19 protein-coding genes are annotated in these 24,968 nt (G+C 66.5%); 7 read left to right on the top strand and 12 right to left on the bottom strand.

The features are described 5' to 3' along the window. Positions 1–39 precede the first annotated feature (39 nt). Positions 40–1,998 carry a hypothetical protein gene (locus ACE10Z_RS17185; protein WP_375788978.1) on the top strand — a complete coding sequence of 653 codons (1,959 nt, stop codon included), beginning with the start codon at positions 40–42 and terminating at the stop codon, positions 1,996–1,998. Between the two features lie 63 nt (positions 1,999–2,061). Here the strand turns inward: ACE10Z_RS17185 and ACE10Z_RS17180 are convergent, their stop codons facing one another. Both ACE10Z_RS17180 and ACE10Z_RS17175 read right to left on the bottom strand, forming a co-directional pair. Then, positions 2,062–2,628 (bottom strand): DUF2147 domain-containing protein, encoded by a 567-nt coding sequence (locus ACE10Z_RS17180; protein ID WP_375788977.1) that lies wholly within the window; start codon positions 2,626–2,628, stop codon positions 2,062–2,064. 127 nt (positions 2,629–2,755) lie between these two features. Beyond that, on the bottom strand, positions 2,756–3,784 hold the full coding sequence (locus ACE10Z_RS17175; RefSeq protein WP_375788976.1) for an NAD(P)/FAD-dependent oxidoreductase: 1,029 nt from the start codon (positions 3,782–3,784) through the stop codon (positions 2,756–2,758). Between the two features lie 162 nt (positions 3,785–3,946). On the opposite strand from ACE10Z_RS17175, the gene ACE10Z_RS17170 reads away from it, so the two are divergent. Beyond that, positions 3,947–4,408, top strand: a complete 462-nt coding sequence (locus tag ACE10Z_RS17170; RefSeq protein ID WP_375788975.1) for an acyl-CoA thioesterase — start codon at positions 3,947–3,949, stop codon at positions 4,406–4,408. Between the two features lie 6 nt (positions 4,409–4,414). Here ACE10Z_RS17170 and ACE10Z_RS17165 read toward each other — a convergent pair whose 3' ends face one another. Together ACE10Z_RS17165 and ACE10Z_RS17160 are read right to left on the bottom strand one after the other, a co-directional pair. Further along, entirely contained in the window at positions 4,415–4,735 is a 321-nt protein-coding gene (locus ACE10Z_RS17165; protein ID WP_092115454.1) for a 2Fe-2S iron-sulfur cluster-binding protein, read from the bottom strand. 161 nt (positions 4,736–4,896) lie between these two features. Continuing rightward, positions 4,897–5,274, bottom strand: coding sequence for an Hpt domain-containing protein (locus ACE10Z_RS17160; protein ID WP_375788974.1), 378 nt, complete (start codon positions 5,272–5,274; stop codon positions 4,897–4,899). Between the two features lie 379 nt (positions 5,275–5,653). On the opposite strand from ACE10Z_RS17160, the gene ACE10Z_RS17155 reads away from it, so the two are divergent. Both ACE10Z_RS17155 and ACE10Z_RS17150 read left to right on the top strand, forming a co-directional pair. Beyond that, positions 5,654–11,845, top strand: a complete 6,192-nt coding sequence (locus ACE10Z_RS17155) for a negative regulator of septation ring formation (protein WP_375788973.1) — start codon at positions 5,654–5,656, stop codon at positions 11,843–11,845. Between the two features lie 146 nt (positions 11,846–11,991). Then, entirely contained in the window at positions 11,992–12,315 is a 324-nt protein-coding gene (locus tag ACE10Z_RS17150; RefSeq protein ID WP_375788972.1) for a hypothetical protein, read from the top strand. Between the two features lie 39 nt (positions 12,316–12,354). Here ACE10Z_RS17150 and ACE10Z_RS17145 read toward each other — a convergent pair whose 3' ends face one another. The 3 genes from ACE10Z_RS17145 to ACE10Z_RS17135 all read right to left on the bottom strand — a co-directional run bounded on the left by ACE10Z_RS17145 (position 12,355) and on the right by ACE10Z_RS17135 (position 15,258). Next, the gene (locus tag ACE10Z_RS17145; protein ID WP_375788971.1) at positions 12,355–13,230 is read right to left on the bottom strand and encodes an MlaD family protein; all 876 of its coding nucleotides are present in this window, start codon (positions 13,228–13,230) and stop codon (positions 12,355–12,357) included. 121 nt (positions 13,231–13,351) lie between these two features. Beyond that, on the bottom strand, positions 13,352–14,122 hold the full coding sequence (locus tag ACE10Z_RS17140; protein WP_375788970.1) for an ABC transporter ATP-binding protein: 771 nt from the start codon (positions 14,120–14,122) through the stop codon (positions 13,352–13,354). A 2-nt stretch (positions 14,123–14,124) separates the two neighbouring features. Further along, a complete protein-coding gene (locus tag ACE10Z_RS17135) occupies positions 14,125–15,258 on the bottom strand; it encodes an MlaE family ABC transporter permease (RefSeq protein ID WP_375788969.1) in 1,134 nt (377 codons plus the stop codon). A gap of 141 nt (positions 15,259–15,399) precedes the next feature. Here ACE10Z_RS17135 and dgcA point away from each other — a divergent pair, with 141 nt between their 5' ends. Further along, on the top strand, positions 15,400–16,401 hold the full coding sequence (dgcA, locus tag ACE10Z_RS17130; protein WP_375788968.1) for an N-acetyl-D-Glu racemase DgcA: 1,002 nt from the start codon (positions 15,400–15,402) through the stop codon (positions 16,399–16,401). On the opposite strand, the gene ACE10Z_RS17125 is transcribed toward dgcA, so the two are convergent. Next, entirely contained in the window at positions 16,398–17,570 is a 1,173-nt protein-coding gene (locus ACE10Z_RS17125; protein ID WP_375788967.1) for an MFS transporter, read from the bottom strand. The two genes, dgcA and ACE10Z_RS17125, sit on opposite strands and share 4 nt — an antisense overlap. Positions 17,571–17,645: 75 nt before the next feature. Between ACE10Z_RS17125 and ACE10Z_RS17120 the strand changes: the two genes are divergently transcribed. Both ACE10Z_RS17120 and ACE10Z_RS17115 read left to right on the top strand, forming a co-directional pair. Next, positions 17,646–18,935 carry a hypothetical protein gene (locus ACE10Z_RS17120; RefSeq protein WP_375788966.1) on the top strand — a complete coding sequence of 430 codons (1,290 nt, stop codon included), beginning with the start codon at positions 17,646–17,648 and terminating at the stop codon, positions 18,933–18,935. A 273-nt stretch (positions 18,936–19,208) separates the two neighbouring features. Beyond that, a complete protein-coding gene (locus ACE10Z_RS17115; protein WP_375788965.1) occupies positions 19,209–20,768 on the top strand; it encodes a caspase domain-containing protein in 1,560 nt (519 codons plus the stop codon). A 74-nt stretch (positions 20,769–20,842) separates the two neighbouring features. Here the strand turns inward: ACE10Z_RS17115 and ACE10Z_RS17110 are convergent, their stop codons facing one another. From ACE10Z_RS17110 to thiD, 4 genes are all read right to left on the bottom strand, one after another. Further along, complete coding sequence (locus tag ACE10Z_RS17110; RefSeq protein ID WP_375788964.1) at positions 20,843–21,832, bottom strand: threonine/serine dehydratase; 990 nt, start codon at positions 21,830–21,832, stop codon at positions 20,843–20,845. A gap of 56 nt (positions 21,833–21,888) precedes the next feature. After that, entirely contained in the window at positions 21,889–22,980 is a 1,092-nt protein-coding gene (locus tag ACE10Z_RS17105) for a glycosyltransferase family 4 protein (RefSeq protein ID WP_375788963.1), read from the bottom strand. After that, positions 22,977–23,789 (bottom strand): UDP-2,3-diacylglucosamine diphosphatase, encoded by an 813-nt coding sequence (locus tag ACE10Z_RS17100; protein ID WP_050403538.1) that lies wholly within the window; start codon positions 23,787–23,789, stop codon positions 22,977–22,979. The genes ACE10Z_RS17105 and ACE10Z_RS17100 overlap by 4 nt, the downstream gene beginning before the upstream one ends. A gap of 314 nt (positions 23,790–24,103) precedes the next feature. After that, a complete protein-coding gene (thiD, locus tag ACE10Z_RS17095) occupies positions 24,104–24,901 on the bottom strand; it encodes a bifunctional hydroxymethylpyrimidine kinase/phosphomethylpyrimidine kinase (protein WP_375788962.1) in 798 nt (265 codons plus the stop codon). Between the last annotated feature and the right edge of the window lie 67 nt (positions 24,902–24,968).

The raw sequence follows: 24,968 nt of genomic DNA, 5'->3' as shown, positions 1-24,968 counted from the left end.
TCTCTTATTTTCGCCGTACCACTCGCGTCAAACCGCGCCATGATTGGCTTTCTGGTTCGATTTTCGTTTCGTGCAACGGTCTGCAGCGTGCTGCTCGGCAGCGCGCTCGCGGCGGTATTGGCTTCAGCCGCAGACGCTCAAGATAGCCAGCTCTCGATCTCCTGGGAGGTCCGCAACCGCTTCCGGCTGTTCCGCGAGGAACGCGACTTCCGCCTGCATGTCGAAAGCGGGCTCGGCCGCAGCGTGCTGGCCTCGGAACAGGCGCTGGAGCTGCAAAGCGACGGCCGCGGCTGGGCGCGCAACACGGTCAACCGGCTGTGCATCGACCTGCAGGGCCGCGTCAGCGAGCCCTGCACCCGCGACAACGTCAAGGAAAGCTATCTGACGCCGATCGATCACCCGATCGTGGTGCGGCTCGCCGGTCCGGTTCCGGTCGGCGCGACCTGCGCCTGGTCGTTCGACGATGGCGACGGGCCGCAATCCTCGACATTCGATTGCGCCGAGCCGGTCAACCTGCGCGTCCGCTACGGCCGCACCACGGTCGCGACCGTCGATGTCGCCAGCGGCTCGGATACCAACCAGCGCGTGACGACCCAGATCGCGGTGCGCGACTTGCTGATCGCCGGCCTCGGCGACAGCATCGCATCCGGTGAAGGCAATCCCGATCGCGCGATCGCACTCTCCGACGAGGGGTTCTGCTTCCGCTCCTATCTCGGCGGGGCGCAATACTACCGGCCGAGCCGCGCCGGCTTCAAAGGCGGCCGCGCCTGCGAAGCGCCCGACACCCTGACCAACTGGCAGCGCCAGAGCGCGTTATGGCTCAACTCGGCCTGTCACCGTTCGCTGTACAGCTACCAGACCCGCACCGCGCTTGCGCTCGCCGTGCAATATCCGCACATCGCGGTGACTTATCTGCCGCTGGCCTGCACCGGCGCCACCATCGCCGACGGCCTGCTCGGCTCGCAGCAGGCGCGGGAATGTCTGCCGACGAAAACCGCCAACACCTGCTCGGGCACCGTCAGCGGCCAGATCGCGGAGCTGCGCACGGCACTTGCAGCCGCCAAGCGCCGGCAGCCGGACCGCACGCTCGATCTCGTGCTGCTGTCGATCGGCGCCAACGACATCTACTTCTCCGGCCTCGTCGCCAACGTGATCGTCGACACGCCGACCGAACGCACGCTGTTCAGCCAGGGCGGCTCGATGGCCAGCGTCGACGATGCCCGTTCGGCACTGGCGCGCGACCTGCCGGCCGATTTCGCCAAGCTGCGCGATGCGCTGAAGCCGTTGGTCGGCGGCGACCTCTCGCACGTGGTTTACACGGCCTACGCCAATCCGGCGCTGGCCAATGGCGGCACGCCCTGCCCCGGCGGCCGCGCCGGCTTCGATATCCATCCCTCGTTCAACGCCGATCCCAAGCGGCTCGCGGCGGTCTCGGGCTTCGTGCAGAACGAGTTCCTGCCGCAGCTCAGGGCGATCGCACAGTGCCAGTCCGGCATCATCTGCCGCAATCCGCAGGCCGACCGCATGACCTTCGTCGATGCGCATCAGGATGCGTTTGCAAGCCACGGCTTCTGCGCACGCGCGTCGACCGATCCGGAGTTCGACCGCGACTGCTTTGCCGCCAACGGCGACAGCTTCGTCTCCGACATCGTTGCCGCAGCCAGCCAGCCGCTCAAATGCGGCCGCAGCGCCGGCGAATACCGCGCCTATCTGCCGCGTGCGCGCTGGATCCGCGATGCCAATGACAGCTATTTCGCGGCGATGACCTACCCGCAGGGCCTGCCGTCCTCGATGCAGCCAACCGACATCCACGATGCGACATGGGGCATCCTGTCGGCGGTGTATGGCGGCGCGGTGCATCCGAGCGCCGAAGGTCATGCGGCGATGGCCGACGCTGCGGTCCCCGCAGCCGCCACCGTGCTGCGATTGAACACGACGGTGCCTGAGGTGATCTCCGAGCCGGTCACGCCATTGCCGACGGCACCGGAGCAACGCTGAACGCTGCACGCTCGCGAGACCGCACGCGTGCGGCCACGAACGAACGTGATCCCAATGAGGGTCCTAGTGCCGCTTTGTCGCCGGCAAAGGCGCCGGCGGCTTCATCGCTGCGGCTTGCGCCGGCAGATATTTGGCGACGATAGCGGGATCGAGCTGCGCCAGCGCCGTGTCCGGCAGCCGGGTCCAGACCTCGTCCTTGCCGAACAGCGAGATGCCGAGATAGCCGCGCATGGTCAGCATCTGTCCATCAGCGCTCAGCGTCATCTTGGCCTTGTAGATCTTGCCGTTGCGCGGATCGAGCACGTTGCCGCCTTCATAGGCGAGCCCATTGCGCTTCATGTCGCGGATCAGGGGAATGCCAAGCCACGGCATGTCCTTGCGATCGTCGGTGCATTTCGAGCAGACCGGATTGGGCGGATCGCCGGGCGCTGCGAACATCTTTGCGATCATGCCTTCGAACAGGCCGTTGCGCTCGATCACCAGGAACCAGCCCTCGGGCTTGCCGTCTTCGATCTTCTGCCAGAGGCCGGCCGCCGATAGCTCGGCCGCGGAAGCTGCAAGCGGAGCAGCCAGCGCAAAGGCCGAGGCGATCGCCAAGATCAGCCGAAGTCTGGATAGCGTGTTCCGCATCATCATCACCTGATCAATCGACAAACTCGACTACGAGCAGACTACGGCCATTTCGCGGAGCGTTCCAGTACCCGCGCCGCACGGGCAACGGCCCATGCCCCTGGCATTGGTCGCTGCTGGAGTGGAATCAGTTCACCCCAAGCTTCTTCTGCAAACTTGATGACGAGGTTGTGTACTGGAACACCAGCCGCTTGTCGGGATACACGTAGCGGTGCGCCTTCTGTGCCATCAGCGCGCCCTCGTGGAAGCCGGAGAGAATGAGCTTCAGCTTGCCCGGGTAGGTGTTGATGTCGCCGATCGCGAAGATGCCCGAAACGTTGGTCTCGAACGCTGCGGTGTCGACCGGCACCAGATTGTTCTCCAGCGCCACGCCCCAGTTCGCGACCGGACCGAGCTTCATCGTGAGCCCGAAGAACGGCAGCATCGTATCGCAGGCGATCGTCGACATCGCATTGTCGTTGGCCTTCAGCGCGGCGCCCGAGAGTTGACCGTTGGCGCCCTCGAGCCCGGTGACCTGGCCGATCTTCAGATCCATCTTGCCGTCGGCAACCAGCGAACGCATCTGCTCGACGCTGTGCGGCGCCGCGCGGAAATCGTCGCGCCGATGCAGCAGCGTGATGCGCTTGGCGATCGGATGCAGATTGAGCGTCCAGTCGAGCGCGGAGTCGCCGCCGCCGACGATCAGGATGTTCTTGTCGCGAAACTGCTCCATCTTGCGCACCGCATAGAACACCGACGTGCCTTCATAGGCCTCGATGCCCGGCACCGGCGGACGCTTCGGCTGGAACGAACCGCCGCCCGCGGAGATCACGACGACCTTGGCCTCGAACTCCTTGCCGGCATCGGTCTTCACGCGGAACAGGGGATCGCCGATCTTCTCGATGCTCTCCACCATCTCGTTGAGGTGGAAGGTCGGGCCGAACGGCTTGATCTGCTCCAGCAGCTGCTCGGTCAGGCCCTGGCCGGTGACAAAGGGAATGCCGGGAATGTCGTAGATCGGCTTCTCCGGATAGAGCTCGGCGCACTGCCCGCCGATCTTGTCGAGGATGTCGACCAGATGCACCTTCATGTCGAGCAGGCCCAGTTCGAACACGGCGAACAGTCCGCAGGGGCCCGCGCCAATAATCAGCACATCGGTCTTGATCGCTTCGCTCATGTCCGCTTCTTTTCAGTTGAGATCGACTGGACGGCTCTCGCCTGTCCAGCCAAGTGGGCCGGATCGCGACATGCATAATAGGGACAGCGGCCGGCGCGGCAACCCCTTGCCGAGCCTGCGCAACTCGGCTGTATGGGCGGGAAACCGACGGAGATCCCCCTCGTGAATGCCCCTGTCCGCGCCGACGATGCACCGCGCCTGGAAGACTTTCCCTATCGCCTGTCCGACAATGTGCGCTTTGCCGATCTCGACCCGAACGGGCATGTCAACAACGCCATCTATGCGAGCTATTTTGAGACCGGCCGCGTCACGCTGGTGAAGGACCTCAGCATGGGGCTGATGCCGGCCGGGCTTGGCTGGATCATGGTGCGGCTCGACATCCATTTCCGCGCCGAGCTGCACTGGCCGGGACAGATCGAGCTCGGGCTCGGGCTCGTCAGGTTCGGACGGACGTCGACCACCTTCGATCAGGTGGTATTTTCGGAAGGGAGATGCGTGGCGTCGGCGAAGGCGGTCACCGTGATGATCGATGAGGCCACGCGCAGACCGACGCCGCTGCCGGCAGAGGTCAAGCAGAACTTCCGCCGTTGGGTCCGTCGCGGTGTGAACCCGGACGGCGAATAAATCAGGTCAGGCCTGGCGTTCCGGCGTCGACACGACCAGTCCGTCGAGATCGTCGGTCACCTTGATCTGGCAGGACAGCCGCGAATTCGGACGCACGTCGAAGCCGAAATCCAGCATGTCCTCTTCCATCGGCGACGGCGCGCCGACCTTCTCGCGCCACGCGTCATCGACATAGACATGGCAGGTCGCACAGGCGCAGGCGCCGCCGCATTCGGCTTCAATGCCGGGAATGGCGTTGCGGATCGCGCCTTCCATCACCGTCGCGCCGTTCTCGATATCAATGGAGCGTTTCTCTCCGGAATGGTCGATAAAGTGGATTTTGGCCATGATTGCTCGTGCTGCCGGAATGCGCCGGACGATGGTTGGAAAGGTCCCGGCAGTCGTATAACGGGTCGATCTGCACAGCGCTAGCGCGGAGACCGAAAACCTGCCGGCCGGCCGGGACTGCGCCCAGACCGTTGCCGCAGGCCGTGGAGGTGGCGGAAAGCCTAGGGGCGGCCCAGAATCAGCTCGATCGCCGTGCGTGCCTCGGCAATCGCGGCGCCGAGCGCGGCGAGCGGCTGGGCCGGGTCGGAACCGGCGGTCAGCGCGGTTTCCAGGTTGGCGGCAGCCTCGGCGACACCGAAGGCGCCAATCGCCCGCGCCGATCCTTTCAGGGTATGGGCGTGGGTCGGAGCCTCGGGCGGCAGGGCAGCCAGCTCGCCAAGGATCCGGGCCGACTGGCTCGAGAACATCGCCAGCACTTCCCGCTCCAGCCCCGGGTCGCCGAGCGTCATCCGCCGGAGGTGATCGACGTCGATCGGCCCGTCGCCCGGCGCGAGCGGCGGCGATTGCGTCCATTCAACCCGTTCGAGATGAAGCGGCATGGCCTGTCCCTGTCGTCTCTGCCGGGCTTCACCGGCGGACCGTTCGCCCAGCCAATCACGAAACTGGTTAACGAATTGTTGTCGGGACGATCGGCAAAACCGCCCGATTCTGGACAATTTCCGGACACAATCAGCCCTCCGCGGCGGGAATTTCGAGTACCGATAAGGCCTTATGGCGCAAAGCTGTTAACGATGATTAAGAAAGTATTAATCGCAAGCATTTCATTCGCATCGCTCTCCCAATAGGATGTTTGCGGATGTAGCGGACAAGCCGCCGAGGGGGCGCTTGCGCTCCGCTTGTGGGCACCGGCTTCGAGCTTGCGCGGGGACGATCGCAAGCTCGCCGACGCGTAAAATAGTGAGAGGGCTCAGACTGAACATGGCGAACACTCCCAAGAAGGTCAAAGATCCCACCGAGGTCGCGCTTTCTGCCATCCAGGAAGCCCTCAACATCAGCGAGCAAGGCGCGGAGAGCCGCAGCCCCCTCAACGAAGGCGCCGCGCCGCCGAACCTGCCACCGTCCGCTTCGGACTTTTCAGCCACATCGTTCGAGTCCCGCGCGAACGGCGATCGTTCGGTGTTCGAGCCGATCGAGGAGCCGCGCGCGCCGCGCCGCGCCGCCAATGATGATCGCGAGACCATCGGCCAGATGCTGCAGACGCTGCAGGGAGGCCGCGCCCGCAACGCCTTCACGCTGTTCTTCGTCTGCTCCGGCGCCTGGCTGCTCGGCGGCGTCATCCTCACCATCGCGTTCTGGCCGGCCCTGCAGGCTTCGATGGCCCAGGGCACCGGCGTCCTGGTGCTCGCAGGCCTCGCCGCGCTGTTCGCCGTTCCGGTGCTGCTGTTCTATTATCTCGCCAGCCTCGCCTCGCACGGCCAGCGCATGCAGATGATCGCGCAATCGATGGCGCAGGTCGCAATGCGATTCTCCGAGCCGGAAAACGCCGCCGCCGATTCCATGGTGACGGTCGGCCAGGCGATCCGCCGCGAAGTCGCGGCGATGGGCGACGGCGTCGAACGCGCCATCGCGCGCGCCGGCGAACTCGAGACACTGGTTGCCAACGAGGTGGCGGCGCTGGAGCGCGCCTATTCCGACAATGAAGTGCGCATCCGCGCGCTGCTGCAGGACATCGCCCACCAGCGCGACAACCTGGTCGGCCAGGCCGAGCAGGTGCGCAGCGCGATCTCCGGCGTGCAGATCGACCTGCGCCACGACATCGCGCTGATCTCGGACGCGATTGCCTCGCGCGTCGACGAGGTCGCCAAGAGCATCACCGGCGCGCTGGAAGAGCGCGGCCAGCACATCACGACCGCGCTGAGCCATGCCGGCGACAACATGATCCTCGCGCTCGGCGAGCGCGGCGGCGACCTGCTCGACCGCCTCGAGGAAGCCAGCGCCGAGACCACGCGCGCGGTGATGGACGCCTCCGAGCGGCTCACCACCAGCCTCAACTTCAAGACCGGCCACGTCCATGACGAGTTCGTCGACCTGGCCGACCGCGTCCACGAGATGCTGAACGAGCGCGTCGACCGCATCACCGGCGAGTTCGAGCAGCGTTCGTCTGCGATCGTCGACGGCATCTCCGACCGCACCGAAGAGGTCCACGACTCCCTGAAGAACTCCGCGGACTCGCTGCTGCTCGAGCTCGAGCTGCGCAGCAACGACCTCGTCAGCAAGATCGACGACGCCGGCAACCGCCTCGCCGGCCAGATCATGACGTCCGGCGACAGGGCGAGCGAGGCGCTCGACGTCACCGTCAATTCCCTGGTCGCCAAGGTGGTGGGCCAGACCGAGACCGCGCACGACTCGCTGTCGCTGCAGATGAGCGCGTTCGACGACCTGGTGAAGAACCACGGCAGCGAGCTGGCCGAGAAATTCGCCCGCGACTCCGGCACGCTCGGCGCGCTGATCACCCGCCACATCTCGGAATTCGACCGCACCGTGAAGACCTTCGGCGGCGACATCGTCGAGCGCATGGGCCAGCGGACCCAGGACATCGCCGACAGCCTGAAGACCTATGTCGATACCTTCGACAATCGCGTCACCACGAATAGCGGCGAGATCACCGCTTCGCTCGACCAGCGCCTGCTGCAGTTCGAGACCACGCTCGGCAGCCGCGTCACCCATCTCGACGCCTCGCTGACCGACAAGCTGTCGTCGTTCGACTCATCGCTCGCCACCAAGATCGGCTCGTTCGACGGCCGCCTGCAGTCGCTGGATGACGCGATCGACGGCCGCATGCGGACGATCGAAGTCACCTTCGAGAGCCGCGCCAAGTCGGTCACCGACACCATCGACGGCCATCTCGGCACGCTCGCGAACCAGCTGACCGAAGGCGCCACCCAGGCGATCCACTCGATCGACTCGCGCCTCGGCCTGCTGACCACGACCCTGACCGAGGGCACCGTGCAGGCGATCGCGGCGGTCGACCATCGCATCAACGGCGTCACCGAGACCATCGACGGGCACAGCAACCGCCTCGTCGACACCATCAACGACCACAGCACCCGCCTCGCCGATACCATCAACGGCCACAACAGCCGCCTCGTCGACACCATCAGTGGTCACAGCTCGAACCTGACCGACACCATCTCGGCGCGCTTCGCCGACATCCAGCAGGGCATCGAGAGCCGCGTCGGCGTCATCGCCGGTGACATCGACACCCGCGTCGCGCAGTTCGAGGACCTTTTGGGCTCGCGCGTCGAGGCCGTCGCCGGCCGCATCGAGAGCAGCGGCCGCCAGGCGAGCGAGGACCTGATGTCCCGCGCCGAGCTGCTGTCGTCGAGCATCAAGTCCCATGTCGAGGACGCCGAGCGCTCGCTGACCAACCTCGTGGTCAACACCAGCGAAACCATCCAGACCGGCGCGCGCACCGCACAGCAGGCGCTGCTCACCGTGTCCGCGGATGTCGGCAACCAGCTCAAGCTGAGCTCGGCCGAGGTCGAGGGCGTGCTGACCGCCGTCGGCACCAGCGCCGCCAACTCGATCCTCACCAGTGCCCGCGACGCCCAGGTGTCGCTGGTCTCCGCATCCGGCGACGTCGCCTCGCAGATCAAGGCGCTGTCGGAGGACGTCGAGCGCACGCTGCAGGCGGCCGGTAGCGCCACCGCAGCCTCCGTGCTGTCGGGCGCCCGCGACGCCCAGACCACGCTGGTCTCCGCCTCGATCGAAGCCGCAAGCCAGGTCAAGTCGCTCGCCGCCGATGTCGAGCAATCGCTGTCAATGTCCGGCTCTGCCGCCGCCGAAGCGATCATGACCGGCGCCCGCGAGGCCCAGACCACGCTGATCGCGACGTCGGCCGACGTCACCGGCCAGGTCAAGTCGCTCGCCAGCGACGTCGAGCGCTCGCTGTCGATGGCCGGTTCCGCGACCGCGGAAGCCGTCGTCGCCTCCGCCCGCGAAGCGCAGAGCACGCTGGCTGGCGCGTCGACCGAAGCCACCAATCTGGCCCGCACGCTCGCGGCCGACATCCAGCACTCGCTCTCGACCGCCGGCACCGCCACCGCGGAAGCCGTCGTCGCCTCCGCCCGCGAGGCCCAGAGCACGCTGGCCGCCGCGTCGACCGACGCCACCAACGTCGTCCGCACGCTCGCGGCCGACATGCAGCACTCGCTTTCGACCGCCGGCTCCGCCACCGCGGAATCCATCCTCGCCTCCGCTCGCGAGGCCCAGAGCACGCTGGCCGGCGCGTCGACCGACGCCACCAATCTGGTCCGCACCCTGTCGGCCGACATCGAGCGCTCGCTGTCGATGGCAGGCTCCGCCACCGCGGAAGCCGTCGTCGCCTCGGCGCGCGAGGCCCAGAGCACGCTGGCCGGTGCATCCACCGAGGCCACCGATCTGGTCCGCACGCTGGCGGCCGACATGGAGCGATCGCTCTCGATGGCCGGCTCCGCCACCGCGGAAGCCGTCGTCGCCTCGGCGCGCGAGGCCCAGAGCACGCTGGCCGGTGCATCCACCGAGGCCACCGATCTGGTCCGCACGCTGGCGGCCGACATGGAGCGATCGCTCTCGATGGCCGGCTCCGCTACCGCGGAATCGATCACGGCCGGTGCGCGTGAAGCCCAGAGCATGCTGGTCAATGCATCGACCGAGTCTGCGACAAAGGTGACGGCGCTTGCCGCCGATATCCAGCGCGCGCTGTCGATGGCCGGTTCGGGCACCATCGAGGTGCTGACGGCCGGCGCTCGCGAGGCGCAGAACACCCTCGTCACCGCGTCGACCGAAGCAGCCAACCACGTCAAGTCGCTGGCAGCCGATGTCGAGCGCACCCTGACGTCGGTCGGCACCAACACCGCGCAGACGATCGTCGGCAGTGCCCGCGATGCCCAGAACTCGTTCGTGGCGACGTCCAACGAGGCCGCAACCCAGATCCGCGCGATCTCGGTCGAGATCGAGCGCTCGCTGACCACGACCAGCGCGGAGACTGCACAGACTATCCTGGGCAGCGCCCGCGAGGCCCAGAGCTCGTTTGCGGCGACCTCCGCCGATGCCGCCGCCCAGATCCGCACGCTCTCGACCGATATCGAGCGCGCGCTGGGTTCGGTCACGGCCAAGACCACCGACAACATCCAGACCTCTGCGCAGAACGCACAGGCCGCGCTGATCAACATGTCCAACGAGGTCTCGACCAAGGTCAAGACGACCTCCGCCGACATCGAACGTTCGGTGCTGTCCGCTTCCAGCGCATTCGGCTCGGCGATGACCGGCAAGACCGACGAGATCGTCACCTATGTGCAGCAGCAGACCGAGCGGCTGTCGCAGATGGTCGACGGCCGCCGCGGCTCGCTGGTCGAGGCGCTGACCTCCAAGACCGCACAGCTGTCGAACGACATGGATCGCGCCACCGCGGACGCGTTGAAGGCGATCGAAACCCGCGGCCTCGCCTTCTCGCAGTCGATGGCGGCGCACGGCGGCGATGTCGCGCGCAACATCACCTCGGCGGGCGATCAGGCGACCGGCGCGGTGGCGAAGTCGCTCAAGGAGCTCGAGCAGGCTTCGCGCGCGGCGATCGACCAGTCGCGCCAGGTCTCGATCTCGGCCGTCACGGAGATGCAGGAGACCAGCAAGATCCTGCGTACCGATACGGTCGCGCTGTTCGAGCGGCTGCGCGAGGGCAACATCCTTCTGCAGGAGGTGCTGACCGGTGCCCACGACAACCTCAACTCGCTGGAGCGCGCGCTGGTGACCCGCGTGGCCGACTTCGTGTCCGCCATGAACGACGTCACCTCGCGCAACGGCGTGGCGACCCAGACGCTGGAAGACCAGCTCACCGTGTTCAACAGCAAGACCGGCAAGGCGCTGGAAGATCTCGGCGCGCTGTCGAGCCAGTTCGAGACCCATGGCAAGGCGCTGATCGATGCGGCTGCCGTGGTCGAACAGGCCAACCGTTCGACGACGGCCTCCGTCAGCGAGCGCAAGTCGGCGCTGGAATCGCTGGTCACGACCATCGACCTGCGCACCACCGATCTCGACCAGCGGCTGTCGCGCTTCACCGGTCTGCTCGATGAATCGCTCGGCGCGGCCGAGGAACGCGCTCGCGACATCGCGCGCGTGGTGGCGGAGACCGCAGGCGCCGGTTCGGCTGCGATCAGCAGGCAGTTCGAGGCGGTGCGCCAGGCCGCCGAGAACGAGCGTCAGCAGACCGTCGACGCCATGAACGACCTCTACCAGCAGAGCAACGCCGAGACCGATGCGATGTTCAAGGAATCGACGGAGAAGTTCTCCGCGATGGTCACGGCGATGAAGCAGATGGCGAGCGAGATGCACAGCGAGCTCGAGGCCACCCGCAACGAGCTGCGCCGCGGCGTGCTGGAAATGCCGCAGGAGGCCGCCGAAAACACTGCGCAGATGCGCAAGGTGATCGTCGACCAGATCGAGGCCCTGGCCGAGCTGAACCGCATCGTCGCCCATCACGGCCGCGGGCTCGACGTGGTCTCGACCAACCGCGCCAGCGTCCGCCACGAGGAGCCGGTGATGGCTGCCGCCGGCGGCCGCGGCGACGTGCGCATGCGGGACAGCGTGCGCGACAATGGCAACAGCGCTGCGACGCTGCCGCCGCCGGATCTCGGCATGGCGACCTCGCGCCGCACCGAGGCCCCGTCAGTCAGCCCGGCCAGCCCCAACAACGGCGATGGCTGGCTGTCCGACCTGCTCAACCGCAGCGACGCGCCGCCTGCCCCGCAGGGCCGCGATGCCCAGCAGCGCCCGCGTCCGCAGCAGCAGCCGGCCGCCAATCCGCTGGAGTCGCTGTCGCTCGACATCGGCCGGCTGATGGACCGCACGCTTGCGGCCGAGATGTGGGATCGCTACCAGCGCGGCGAGAACAAGGCGTTCTCCAAGCGCCTCTACACGCCGGCCGGCCAGAAGGCCTTCGATGAGGTGGCCCGCAAGTACCGCGCCGACCGCGGCTTCAAGCAGACGGTCGACCGCTATATCGCGGAGTTCGAGCGCCTGCTCGACGAAGTCGCCCGCGAAGGCCGCGGCCAGCAGGAGCTGAGCAGCCACCTGACCTCGGAGACCGGACTGGTCTACACCCTGCTCGCGCACGCTGCGGGACGGTTGGGGTAAAGTGTTCGAACCGATCACGATACAGCAAACGGGGGCAGCGATGCCTCCGTTTTGCTTTTGGTCGACGCAAGACTGGAATTGCGGATGAACGAGCTGAGAGGGTTCAGATGTTGCTCGCATGCTGGCGCCCCATCGTCGCGCTGACGGTGCTCGGGACGATCGGGACGGCCGCGGCCGCGACGGCGGATCCGATCCAGCCGTCCAAAATCCGGACCATCAAAATAAAGGAAGAAAGCAAGCCGGCGGCCGATGCGCATGTCGTTCGAACGACGCCTGTCAGCCCGGCAGGCGATGCGACCCACGATGCGTCCGGCCGCGAATGGCCGGCAACGAACAGCGTCGTCGATGCGGCATCCGATCCCCACCATATTCGCAGCTTGAGGATCCGCTCGGAGCAGACGTATCCGGACGACCGCTATCGCCGCTTCGTTCCTGAAGCAGCCGAGCCCTCTCAGGCGGCGCCCCAGTAGGACGGCGACGATCGTCGGGACGAATGGAGGGCGCCTAGCCTATTGCTGCCGCCGCCGCGGCCCGGCCGGTGCTGCGGCGGGAGCCGGCGCGGGCTCGGGCGCGGCGTTGTTGCTGCCGCCGAAGATCACCCGGCTCGGGTTGCGGTCGAAATTGTTCACGGCGCGGCTGATGTCGGACAGTGTGCGGCGGCCATCGTTGATCAGGAGATTGGACCGCTTGTCGATGTTGTCGGCGAGCTCGCGGATCGACTTCACCATCAGGTTCAGCTCGCTGCCATTGTTGCCGCCCGCGATCGCATTGAGGCCCAGCATCAGGTTGTCGGCCTTGCCCATCACGCCGTCGACCTTGAGCATGACGTTGTCGATCTTCTCGGAGTTGCGCGCCAGCGCCTCGGTGAAGACCTCGAGATTCTTCAGCGAATTCTTCACCGACTGCTGATTGTCGGCGACGATGCGGTTGACGTTTTGCAAGGTGGCGCGGATCGCCTCGGTGACGTCCTGCAGCGCGTTCGGGTCGGCGGTCAGAACCGGGATGCCGTCCTCATCCAGCGGCACCGGCGGGGCGGCTTCCTCGCCACCCTTCAGCGAGATCGCGGCGACGCCGGTGAGGCCCTGGAATTCGAGGCCGACCAGGGTGTCCTTGCGCAGCGGTGCGTTGTTCTCGATCATCGCCAGCGCGACCACGCGCCTGGGGTTATCGAGCTTGACCGAGACCACTTCCCCTATCCGGATACCGTTAAAATTGACGTTGCCGCCATTGCGCAGGCCCGATGCCGGCCCCTCGAAGATCACCCGCAAAGGGCTGCGCTGCTTGGTGGTGTGCAGGCTCTGGAACCACAGCACGAAGCCGAACGCCGCGGCGATTACCGCCAGCGTGAAAGCCCCGATCAAGACGTAGTTCGCCCGCGTTTCCATCAATTGCTCGCGTTCATCACTCTTGGGCGCTCGCGCAGTCGGCCTGCGTTCGAGCCCGTCGAATTCCCTGTTGGCGCATGATCTCGTCCAAAAACCGGTCTTTTCGTTTCGGGATCATGGGCTAGGCCACAACGGCGCGGGCGCGCTTGCCGTTGAAATATTGCTGCAACCACGGATGCTGCGATGCCTTCATGTCGGCGATCGATCCTGCAGCAATGATCTTACCGTTCCCTAAAACGGCGATACGGTCGCACGCGGTGTAAAGACTGTCGAGATCGTGGGTTACCATGAAAACGGTCAGCCCCAAAGTGCGCTGCAGGGTGCGCACCAGCTCGTCGAAATCGCCGGCGCCGATCGGATCGAGGCCCGACGTCGGCTCGTCGAGAAACACCAATTCAGGATCGAGCGCGAGTGCGCGCGCCAGCGCGACGCGCTTGATCATGCCGCCGGACAGTTCCGACGGATAGCGATCGGCGACCTCGGGCTTCAGCCCGACCATCACCAGCTTCGCCACCACAATCTCGTCGAGCAGCCGCTGCGAGACCCGCAGATACTCGCGCGCCGGAAACTGGATGTTCTGGCGCACCGTCAGCGAGGAGAACAGCGCGCCCTGCTGGAACAGGACGCCCCAGCGCCGCTCGACGGCGCGGCGCTGCGCCGAGTTCGCGGCGTCGAGGTCGACGCCGAACACTTCGATGCGGCCGGAAACCTTCGGCACCAGGCCAATGATCGTGCGCGTCAGCACCGATTTGCCGGCGCCCGACGGGCCGACGAAGCCGAGGATCTCGCCGCGCTTGACGTCGAGGTCGAGGCCGTCAAGCACCCGCGTCTCGCCGAACTGAACCGTGATGTCGCGGACCCGGATGATGGCGTCGTCGTCGTGCTCGGCCATGATCACATCCCGATCGAGGCGAAGAAGATCGCGAACACGCCGTCCATCACGATCACGAAGAATATCCCTTTCACCACCGACGCGGTGGTGTGCTGTCCGAGCGACTCGGCCGAACCCTGTACCGCCAACCCTTCGACGCAGGCGACGATGCCGATCACCGCGGCCATGACAGGCGCCTTGACCATGCCGACGATGAAGTGATCGATCGATATGGCATCACGAAGGCGGAGCAGGAAGGCCTCCGGATCGACGCCGCCATAAAGCCAGGCCACCAGGCCGCCGCCATAGAGCGCCGCCATTGCGCCGAGAAAGGCCAGGATCGGCAGCGCCAGCACCAATGCCAGCATGCGCGGCAGGATCAAGACCTCGATCGGATCAAAGCCCATGGTGCGCAGCGCGTCGATCTCCTCGCGCATCTTCATCGAACCGAGCTCGGCGGTATAGGCCGAGCCGGAGCGGCCCGCGACCATGATCGCGACCAGCAGCACACCGATCTCGCGCAGCACCAGCACGCCCAGCATATCGACCACGAAGATGTCGGCGCCGAACCTGCGGAAATGGAAGATGCCCTGCTGCGAGATGATGCAGCCGATCAGGAAGGTGATCAGCACCACGATCGGCACCGCGCGCAAGCAGACCTGCTCGAGGTGATGCACCGTCGAGGTGAAGCGGAAGCTGCGCGGATGGATCAGCACCTTGGCGGCCGCGGCCAGCACCGCGCCGAGCATATCGACGAGGCCGATGATGGTGCCGCCGATCCCGGCCACGGTGCGCCCGATCTGCTCCAGCATGCCCGATATCAGCAGCGGTTCGCTCGCGGCGTTGGGCGCAGGGCCGACGCGGCGAACCTCGTCGACCAGGCTGGAATAATTGGCGGAGAGGCCCGCGATCTCGGCTTCGGCGCTGGCGTCGCTGAGGCTGCGGCGCAGCCGCTCGATCAGCCACGCGCCGAACGTGTCGAGGCTCGATACCTGCGACACGTCGATGAAGATGTGGGAACGGCTGCCGCGCAGTTTCTCGGCGTCGGAGACGATCCGCTCGAGCGCGGGAGCAAAGCGGGCCGTCCAGTTGCCCGCCGCGCACAACGCCAGTCCTTCGCCTTGGGCTATCCGCTCCAGAGTCGGGTCGCCGCTCACCTTTTGCCTACCCCTCAAGCCGGCTGGCCGCCGCTCACGCAGATCTCCGGCGATGCCGGATCGGCTTGTCGAATCTGTCACTAACCAGCCATAGTTGGTTGCGCGTCGCAAGCTACGGTTCAGGAAATAGTAGACTTTAAAATGACTTCCACCCCTCCCGGAGCCATTTCCCTGTCAGGGCGGATCGAGCGCTGGCCGATCGCCGGAACCTTCACGATCAGCCGTGGCGCCAAGACCGAGGCCGTCGTCGTGGTGGCCGAGGTGAGCCAGGGTGGCCTCACCGGCCGCGGCGAATGCGTGCCTTACCCGCGCTACGGCGAAACGCCCGAGGCGACGCTGCAGGCGATCCAGGCCATGCAGGAGCCGCTCGCCAATGGCATGGACCGGATCGCCTTGCAGGCCAGTATGCCCGCCGGCGCGGCCCGTAATGCGCTGGATTGTGCGCTGGCGGACCTCGAGGCCAAACGCGCCGGTCAGCGGATCTGGAACCTGCTCGGCCGCCCCGCGCCGGAGCCGCGCACCACCGCCTATACGATCTCGCTCGGGACATCAGAGGCGATGGCGGAGGCCACCGCCAAGGCCGCGCATCGCGCGCTGCTCAAGATCAAGCTCGGCGGCGATCGCGACGCCGCGCGGATCGCCGCCGTGCGCAAGGCGGCGCCGGCATCCGAACTCATCGTCGATGCCAACGAGGCCTGGACCGACGACAACCTCGCCGCCAATCTGGCGGCCTGCGCCGATGCCGGCGTCACGCTGATCGAACAGCCGCTGCCGGCAGGCAAGGACGAGGCGCTGCTGCGGATCAAGCGCCCGGTTGCGGTCTGCGCCGACGAAAGCGTGCATGACCGCACCTCGCTCGAAGGCCTGCGCGGCCGCTATGACGCCGTCAACATCAAGCTCGACAAGACCGGCGGGCTGACCGAAGCGCTCGCGATGGCGGACGCCGCCCGCGCGCTCGGCTTCGAGATCATGATCGGCTGCATGGTCGCGACTTCGCTTGCGATGGCGCCGGCGATGCTGATCGCGCAAGCCGCGCGCTTCGTCGATCTCGACGGCCCGCTGCTGCTGGCCAGGGACCGCGACAACGGCCTGCGCTACGACGGCAGCTTGGTCTATCCGCCAGAGGCCGCACTCTGGGGCTAGTGGGTTAGTCGTTTGCGCGCCAGCCACATCACAATCCCGCCCGTCGCTGCCATCGCCGCCATCATGTCGTAGACGCCGAGCCCGAACCGCGCATAGACCATGCCGCTGACGATCGCCGTGGTGCTCGCGACAATGCCGCCGCAGGCGGTCAGATAACCCTGCGCGCGCGCCATCACATGAACCGGCACGTGATGCACCATCAGCCCCATGATGCCGACCTGGGTCAGGCCGAAGCTCAGCCCGTGTCCGAGCTGGACCACGGCAAGCACCGCAAGCGGCGGGTCCTGCGCGGTGATCGCCCAGCGCGCCACGGCGCTGGCGGCCGCGATCATCACCAGCACAGCCGAAGGCAACGTGAAGCGCGGCGAGGCCGCAAACAGTACGATCTCGGCGATCACACCGAGCACCCAGAGGGCCGCGATGGTCAGGCCGCTGAAACCGGCCTGCTGCCAGGCAATCGATGCGAAGATGTAATAGGCGCCGTGGCTGCCCTGGATCAGCGCCGAGGACACGATGATGGCGAGGAAGGTCGGATTGCGCAGCAGCCTCGGCGCGCCGGCCGCGTGCGCGACCGTGGCCACCGGACGGCCCAGCGGCCGCAGCGTCAGCCCGACCAGCGCGCCGAGCACGGTCACGGCCGTGATGATCCAGATCAGATCGACCTCGGCGACATAGCGCAGCAAGAACCCGCTGATCAGCGCGCAGACCGCGAAGGCGGCCGAGCCCCAGAGCCGCAACGGTCCGTAGCTCAGGCCGTACTGCCTGACGCCGCGCAGCGCATAGGCGTCGGTGAGCGGCACCATCGGCGTCCACACGCTGCAGGTCAGCGCATAGACCGCAAGCAGCACCAACGGCTGGTGCTGGGTGCCGATCACGGCAAAGCCCACCGCCGTGGCGAATCCCGTGACGATCATCGCACCGCGCAGCATCTGGCGACGCTCCGCAGCCGCGGTGACCAGCGGCAGGACGGTGAAGCGCGTCACCGGCGGCACCGCCGTGATGAGGCCGATCCAGGTGGCATCGATCCCGATCGCCTTCAGCCACACCGTGAAGAACGGCAGGTGGACCCCGGTCATCCCGAACGTCGTGGCATAGAATGCCGCGAGGCTGCGCGCGAATCGCCGCGGCGCAACTTTTGCTGCGATGGGGATTTGTGATTCGGAAGACATCAATTCAATTGCGATTCGCGCGATATCGTGGTGATCGTTAGCGTAACGCGCAGTGATTTGCGCGGAGAGATTGTGATGGCCGAAGAAGCATTCGCCCTGTCTCCGATATCCGCCCGCGCGGCCCTGCCGAGCGAGGAGGATTATGCTGCGATCAGCGCGGCCTTCATGGAGACCTCGCGGGGCCGCTGGTTCCTCGGCGAATATGCCAAGCGCAACCGCAATGCCGATACCCGCATGGTGCTCGATGCCGTGGCGCGGATCGAGGACAGCCTCAGCGCGCAGCGGCAAGCCGCCGCAGCGGCCATCAGGGACGAGCAGCTGGCACAGGCGCTGGCCGCCCTGCGCGGCGCGATCGAGGCCGCCCAGGCCTCCGCCATCGCGGCGCTCGACGGCATCAGCTTCGAGCCAAACCTCGCGCCGGTGCGCAAGGGCGTGCGAGTGATTCGGGAGATCTCCTGGCGGCTGCGCGAGATCGGCAATGACGGCCGGATCTGCGACATCATCGATTCGCAGGCCAGCGCGATCGAGGCCGGCGCGACTCAGGTTTCGATGGACGAGGCCAAGGCCGTGCTGGATGCCGCCTTTGCGGCGCTGGCTCGCCGGCTCAGCGAATTCGATCCGGACCAGGCGGAAGCGCCTGCGGCCGAACCTGATGTGGCCGAAGCGCCGGTTGCGGAACCGCACGCTGCTGCCCCCTCACCTCAACCGGTAGCCGAAAGTGCCGCCGCCGAGAGCGCTGCGCCCGACGCCACGATCGCCGCCACGCCGCCGGCACCGCCCCAGGAGGCCGCTGCCACGCCGAGCAATGAGGCTGCCACGGCCGCCATGCCGGAGCCGAACGACGCATGGCTCAAGGCGGAGGCCGCGCTGGCCGAAGCCGAGGCCGCAGAACTCGCCCGCGTCACCGAGGCCGCAGCAGACGCCCAGGACGAAGCGGTGCTCGACCTCATCGCGATGGAGATGGGCGCGCCCGATCCGATCGACGAAGAAGCGATCGCCGAAGAGATGCGCGCTGCCGAGGAGATGCGCGTCGCCGAGGCGATGGCTGCCGAGCCGCAGATGGTTGCACCGGCCATCCAGCCCGAGCCCGCACCGGCGCCCGAGCCGAAGGTCGAGGTCAAGGTCGAGCCACCGCTGATGGCTGCAGCGCCGATGGCTGCAGCACCAGTTGCCGCGACTCCGGCAGCCGTGCCGCCGCCTCTCCCACCCGCCGTCGAGGCTGCCGCAGCTCCCGCGGCAGAAGTCTCACTCGGCTCGACCATCATCGCGAGTGGGCTTTTGAAGAAGCCGAGCGTCGCAGCCAACGATCCGCTCGCGCCGATCCGCCGCATGAGCCAGGCCGAGAGAATCGCGTTCTTCTCGTAAGCGCTGGACATACGCTTTTCGTCATTGCCGGGCATAGCCGTCCGAAGGACGGCGTCGCTTCTGCTCGCCTATGACCCGGCAATCCATCGACAACGAAGGCTCTTGTTGTGATGGATGCGCGGGTCAAGCCCGCGCATGACGAGTGGGTATGCGACAAACGTTTGTCTCCCTGACCACCGACGCAATGTGACTCAAGTCACGTACAGCGTCCCCATCCGCGCCTAGCCTCGCCGCGACCGGTCCCGCACCGGGACCGGCTTTTGGGAGCGCGCGATGGTCCGCCTGAAATCCATCATGATATCGGCCGCATTGCTCGGCCTGTTCAGCTTCGGTGTATCGGGCACAGCGTTTGCCGAGACCGGCGGCATCACCGTCGGCAATGCCGCGCAGACGCCGGCACAATCCATCGATCAAGCGGCTTTGCCCGGGACGCCTGCCGCAGCAGCGCCAACCGCGCTACGCGGCCCCGAACAGCGCGTCGCACTCGTCATCGGCAATGCGAACTATGAGAATGCGCCAAAACTCGCCAATCCCGGCAATGACGCGCAGTCGATGGCCGAGCTGTTGAACGCGGCCGGCTTCGAGGTGATCTCCGCGACCGACCTCAGGCAGGGCGACATGGTGAAGGTGTTGCAGGATTTCTCCGACAAGGTCGCCGCACGTGGCCCGAGCACGGTCGCGATGATCTATTACGCCGGACACGGCGTGCAGCTCGCCGGTGAAAACTATCTGATTCCGGTCGATGCCAAGATCGCAGCGCCGTCCGACCTCGACGGCAATGCGGTGCGCCTCGTCGACGTGATGGGCACGCTCGAGAACATCCCGAGCCGGATGCGCATCGTGGTGCTCGATGCCTGCCGCAACAACCCGTTTCCAAACGTCAATGACACCGGCCGCGGCCTTGCCGTCGTCGACGCACCGAGCGGCTCGATCGTCGGCTATTCGACCGCACCCGGCATGGAAGCGCAGGATGGCAGCAACGGCCACAGCCCCTACACCAACGCCTTCCTGCGCCTGGCGCACGAGCCCAATCTGCCGATCGAGCAGCTGTTCAAGCGCATTCGCCTCGACGTCAACTCGACGACCGACGGCCGGCAGACGCCGTGGGAAAGCTCGTCGCTGACCTCCGACTTCTATTTCTTCGGCGACACCGCGGTGGCGTCGGCCCGTGCGCCTGAGAACGGCCCGGTGGTGCAGATGGCGTCGAACCTGCCGAACCGCTCGGTGCGCCAGGCCTATGACTTCGTGCTGTCGGAGGGCCGCCCGGACTACTATGAGGAGTTCATCCGGCTTTATCCGCGCGATCCGCTGTGCGACCGCATTCGCTTCCTGCTGACGAACTGGCTGCAGGTGGCGGCATGGCACAAGGCGGTGCTCGCCAACACGCCGTTCGCCTACAAGACCTTCCACGACAATTTCGGCAGCAGCCCCTACGCGCAGTCGGCATTGAAGCTGCAGGCGCAGCCGAAAGCAATCCCGCTGATGCAGTTCACGCGGCTGTCAAACCGTCCGGCGTTCCGCCCGATCAATGCCGGCCTGCAGGGCACCGTCGGCAAGATCGTGACCATGCCCGCGTCAGGCGCGAAGCCGGTCGGCATGCCGAGCCCAATCGGCAAGGGCAAGATTGCGAGCCTGCCTGTCGCGAATGCCGGCAAGACCACGCCGAACCCGACCATGAAAGACAACAGCCAGCAGCACTTCCGCGCCGAGCGGCAGAGCATGCAAGTCAACCGGCCGAGATCAGGCGGTGGCCATGCCGCGTTCCACTCAAGTCCGTCCGTCTCGCACGTCGGCGGAATGGGTGGCGGCAACCGTGGCGGCTTCAGGCACTGATCGGCCGCACGCCACAACGAAACGGGGGCAGCGCGCGCACCGCCCTGCCCCCGTTTCCTTTCAAGATGCTGGCCTCAGGCGACGAGCTTCGCGAACAGGTCTGCGTCGACATTGCCGCCCGAGAGCACGATGACGACGTTCTTGCCCTTGGCGTCGATCCGTCCCGCGAGCAGCGCCGCGAGCCCGACCGCGCCGCCGGGCTCGACCACGAGCTTCAGCTCGCGATAGGCGAAGGCGACGGCTGCACCGACCTCATCGTCGGAGACGCTGACGCCATTTGCGAGCAGCTTGCTGTTGATGGCGAAGGTAAGCTCGCCCGGCATCATCGCCATCAGTGCATCGCAGATGGTGCGCGCCGCGACCGGATGCGCCTCGCGATGTCCGACCTTGAGCGACAGAGCGTGATCGTCATAGCCCGCGGGCTCGGCGACGATCACCTGGGCCTGCGGATATTTCGCCTTCACCGCGGTAGCGACACCTGCGATCAAGCCGCCGCCCGAAGCCGGCGCGACCACGATGTCGGGCACGAGTCCGAGCGCGGCCATGTCCTCGGCGATCTCGCGGCCGGCGGTGCCCTGGCCCGCGATCACGAAGGGATCGTCATAGGGGCGCACCAAGGTCGCGCCGCGCTTGCCGGCGATGCCATTGGCGATCGCTTCGCGATCGTCGCGATCGCGATCGTAGAGCACGACCTCGGCGCCATAGGACTTGGTCCGCTCGCGCTTGGTGATCGGCGAGTCCGCAGGCATCACGATAGTCGCCTGCATGTTGAGGATCTTTGCCGCCGCGGCAACGCCCTGGGCGTGGTTGCCCGAGGAGAACGCGACGACGCCCCCGCTCCGCTTGTCCTGCGGTATAGAGGCGAGCTTGTTGAAGGCGCCGCGGAACTTGAACGATCCGGTCCGTTGCAGCATCTCGGGCTTGAGGAAGACCTGGGTGCCGACGCGTTCGTTGAGAACGGGGAAAGTCAGGAGCGGCGTGCGCACCGCGAACGGCGCGACCACCCTTGCGGCGGCATCGATGTCCGCAGCAGCGACGGGTGGATTGAGAGGGGTGTCCGTCATCAGCGATTTGTATCGCGGCGGGCCGCAGCCCGGCAAGACGCTTTAGCGTGACTTGTCTAGCGTGAGGTGGGATGCGGGGCCGGCAGCGCCGCGAAATGGTGCTCTTCGGCGCCGAATTCGAACGCCTCCCCCTCGCCGTCGGGCGCCGCGGGGCGGACGTTCATGCAGCGATCGATGAACACCCGGGCCGAGGCCTGCCAGGTGTGGAGCGCGGCAAATTCGACGCAAGCCTGCCGCGGGATGCTCAGCGCCTCCAGGCAGGCGTGGTGTAGATCCTCGTCAAGCACGCCGACCGGCGCCGCGCCGATCACGTCGCGGGGGCCGGTGACCGGAAAAGCGGCAACCGGCAGGCCGCTGGCCAACGCTTCAAGCAGCACGAGACCGAACGTATCGGTGCGGCTGGGGAAAACGAACACATCGGCCGCGGCATAGATTTCGGCCAATTCTTCCCCATGGCGGGCGCCGAGGAAGACGGTCTCCGGATATTTCCGCTCCAGCGCCGCCCGCGCCGGCCCGTCGCCGACCACCACCTTGGTGCCGGGCAGATCCAGATCGAGGAACGCCTCGAGGTTCTTCTCCACCGCCACCCGGCCGACACTGAGATAGACCGGCTGCGGCAGGCAGAGATCGACGTCACGCGGGTGGAACAGGGCGGTATCGACCCCGCGCGACCACAGCACCACATTGCGGAAGCCGCGCTGGCGCAGTTCGGCGGCCAGCGCCGGGGTCGCGGCCATCACCGCCCGGCTCGGCCTGTGGAACCAGCGCAGCGCGCGCCACACCCAGGCCTCCGGAACGGGCGTCCGTGCCGAGACGTATTCGGGAAAGCGGGTGTGGAAGCTCGTCGTGAACGGCAGGCCGTGCTTGCGGCAATAGCGGCGAACCGACAGCCCGATCGGGCCTTCGGTGGCGATATGGATGCTGTCGGGTTTGGCCGCCTCGATCAGGCTCGCGACCTTGGCCCGGTACGGCAGCGCCAGCCGGAGATCGCGATAGCTCGGCATCGCGAAGGTGCGGAACTCGTCCGGCGTCAGGAAGCTCACCTCGACGCCGAGTGATTTAGCCGCCTGTGCCATCATGGTCAGCGTGCGGACAACCCCGTTGACCTGGGGATGCCACGCATCGGTCGCGACCAGGATATGCGTCATGCAGCGCGTGCCGTCACTCGCGGAACCGGCGCGATCCGGCGCACCGGGTCGGTCCAGGTGATGATCTCGAAATGGCCGTCCTCATGCTCGGCGAGCGCCGTGCAGCTCTCGACCCAGTCGCCGCAATTCATGTAGCGGATGCCGTGCTCGTCATGAATCGTCGCGTAATGGATGTGGCCGCAGATCACGCCGTCGCAGCCGTGACGCCGCGCCTCGCCGGCAAGCGTCGCCTCGAACGCGCCGATATAGTTCACCGCCTTCTTGACCTTCAGCTTCGCCCATTGCGACAGCGACCAGTACGGCACGCCGAACATCTTGCGGAAGAAGTTGACGAAGCGATTCATCTGGATCGCGAAGTCGTAGGCCTTGTCGCCGAGATGGGCGAGCCAGCGCGCGTTCTGCACCACGAGATCGAAGATGTCGCCGTGGATCACGAGGTAGCGCTTGCCGTCGGCGCCGGTGTGAACGGTGTTCTCCACCACGTCGATGCCGCCGAAATGCGTGCCGTAATATTTGCGCAGGAACTCGTCGTGGTTGCCCGGGACGTAGATCACCTTGGCGCCCTTGCGCGCCTTGCGCAGCATCTTCTGCACGAAATCGTTGTGGGTCTGCGGCCAATACCAGTTCGACTTCAGCGCCCAGCCGTCGACGATATCACCAACGAGGTAGATCGTGTCGGCATCGTGGGAGCGGAGGAAGTCCAGCAGGCGGTCGGCTTGCGAACCGCGGGCTCCGAGATGGACATCGGAGATAAACAAAGTGCGAAAGCGCCGCTCGGGGCTTTCTTCACTCAAGGAGTCACTTCCCATGCCGTGCACCTAACAGATTCCTGTGACAAGGCGATGACGACCCTCGCGACCCAAGGCCTCACTAACAGTTAACGAGAATCAGCAGCACGCCCCTCCAGTGCGGATAACAGCCGCGTGCGACAATCTGGCGACATGGGCGGACGCAGCTGTGCGGAACAGGCGTTGTGTCGCCTGCATATCGCGGGGAACAACAAAGCGATTGAATGCGTAGCCCGGATGAAGCGAAGCGTAATCCGGGGTCTTGCGTCCGCGGAATCTGTTCCCGGATTTCGCTACGCTACATCCGGGCTACAAGGCTGCGAGGCTGGCGAGCTTCAGTAATATTTGTGGAAGTGGTGCACCGGCCCGTGGCCGTGTCCGACGGCGAAGCGATCGGCGGCGGCGATCGCTTCGGTGATCCACGCCTTGGCGTTACGCACGGCGGTTTCCATGCCCTCGCCCTTCGCGAGTCCTGCCGCGATCGCCGATGACAGCGAGCAGCCGGTACCGTGCGTGTTCGATGTGGCAATGCGTGGCGCCGCGAGTGCGATGCTGCGCGCGCCATCGATCAGATAGTCGATGCTCTCGGCGCCATGCCCGTGGCCGCCTTTCACCAGCACCGCGCGACATCCCATCGCCAGCAATTGCCTGCCCTGCCGCTCGACGTCGGCCTCACTCGACGCGACCGGCTCGTTCAGCAGCGCCGCCGCTTCCGGCAGGTTCGGCGTGATCAGCGCGGCCAGTGGAAACAGCATGGTCTTCAGCGCATCGACCGCCTCTGCCGCCAGCAGCCGATCGCCTGATGTTGCGACCATCACCGGATCGAGCACGACGTGGCGCGGCGCCCAGCGCTTCAGCCCACCCGCGATCGCCACGATGGTCTCGGCCTGCGCCACCATGCCGATCTTGACCGCGCGGACGTCGAGGTCGGAGAACACCGCATCGATCTGGGCCGTGACGAACGCCGCGGGCACCGGATGGATGCCGCTGACCCCCGTGGTGTTCTGCGCGGTCAGCGCCGTGATCGCGGAGGCGCCGTAGACCCCGAGCGCGGCAAAGCTCTTGAGGTCGGCCTGGATGCCCGCCCCGCCCGAGGAATCCGAGCCGGCAATGGTGAGCGCGACCGGCGTCATCCTGCGGCACCGGCGGTTGAGACGAATGAGACCGTGATAAATGGGACCATCGCCTGTCCTAGCCCGG

This window comes from Bradyrhizobium sp. Pha-3 (assembly GCF_042258615.1).
In the GTDB taxonomy this organism is placed as follows: Bacteria; Pseudomonadota; Alphaproteobacteria; order Rhizobiales; family Xanthobacteraceae; genus Bradyrhizobium.
This window is presented reverse-complemented; position numbering and strand designations above follow the sequence as displayed.

Coding starts and splice junctions, on each gene's coding strand:
- ACE10Z_RS17185 (WP_375788978.1), top strand. CDS start 40: ATGATTGGCTTTCTGGTTCGATTTTCGTTTCGTGCAACGGTCTGCAGC.
- ACE10Z_RS17180 (WP_375788977.1), bottom strand. CDS start 2,628: ATGCGGAACACGCTATCCAGACTTCGGCTGATCTTGGCGATCGCCTCG.
- ACE10Z_RS17175 (WP_375788976.1), bottom strand. CDS start 3,784: ATGAGCGAAGCGATCAAGACCGATGTGCTGATTATTGGCGCGGGCCCC.
- ACE10Z_RS17165 (WP_092115454.1), bottom strand. CDS start 4,735: ATGGCCAAAATCCACTTTATCGACCATTCCGGAGAGAAACGCTCCATT.
- ACE10Z_RS17160 (WP_375788974.1), bottom strand. CDS start 5,274: ATGCCGCTTCATCTCGAACGGGTTGAATGGACGCAATCGCCGCCGCTC.
- ACE10Z_RS17155 (WP_375788973.1), top strand. CDS start 5,654: ATGGCGAACACTCCCAAGAAGGTCAAAGATCCCACCGAGGTCGCGCTT.
- ACE10Z_RS17145 (WP_375788971.1), bottom strand. CDS start 13,230: ATGGAAACGCGGGCGAACTACGTCTTGATCGGGGCTTTCACGCTGGCG.
- ACE10Z_RS17140 (WP_375788970.1), bottom strand. CDS start 14,122: ATGGCCGAGCACGACGACGACGCCATCATCCGGGTCCGCGACATCACG.
- dgcA (WP_375788968.1), top strand. CDS start 15,400: ATGACTTCCACCCCTCCCGGAGCCATTTCCCTGTCAGGGCGGATCGAG.
- ACE10Z_RS17125 (WP_375788967.1), bottom strand. CDS start 17,570: ATGTCTTCCGAATCACAAATCCCCATCGCAGCAAAAGTTGCGCCGCGG.
- ACE10Z_RS17120 (WP_375788966.1), top strand. CDS start 17,646: ATGGCCGAAGAAGCATTCGCCCTGTCTCCGATATCCGCCCGCGCGGCC.
- ACE10Z_RS17115 (WP_375788965.1), top strand. CDS start 19,209: ATGGTCCGCCTGAAATCCATCATGATATCGGCCGCATTGCTCGGCCTG.
- ACE10Z_RS17110 (WP_375788964.1), bottom strand. CDS start 21,832: ATGACGGACACCCCTCTCAATCCACCCGTCGCTGCTGCGGACATCGAT.
- ACE10Z_RS17105 (WP_375788963.1), bottom strand. CDS start 22,980: ATGACGCATATCCTGGTCGCGACCGATGCGTGGCATCCCCAGGTCAAC.
- ACE10Z_RS17100 (WP_050403538.1), bottom strand. CDS start 23,789: ATGGGAAGTGACTCCTTGAGTGAAGAAAGCCCCGAGCGGCGCTTTCGC.
- thiD (WP_375788962.1), bottom strand. CDS start 24,901: ATGACGCCGGTCGCGCTCACCATTGCCGGCTCGGATTCCTCGGGCGGG.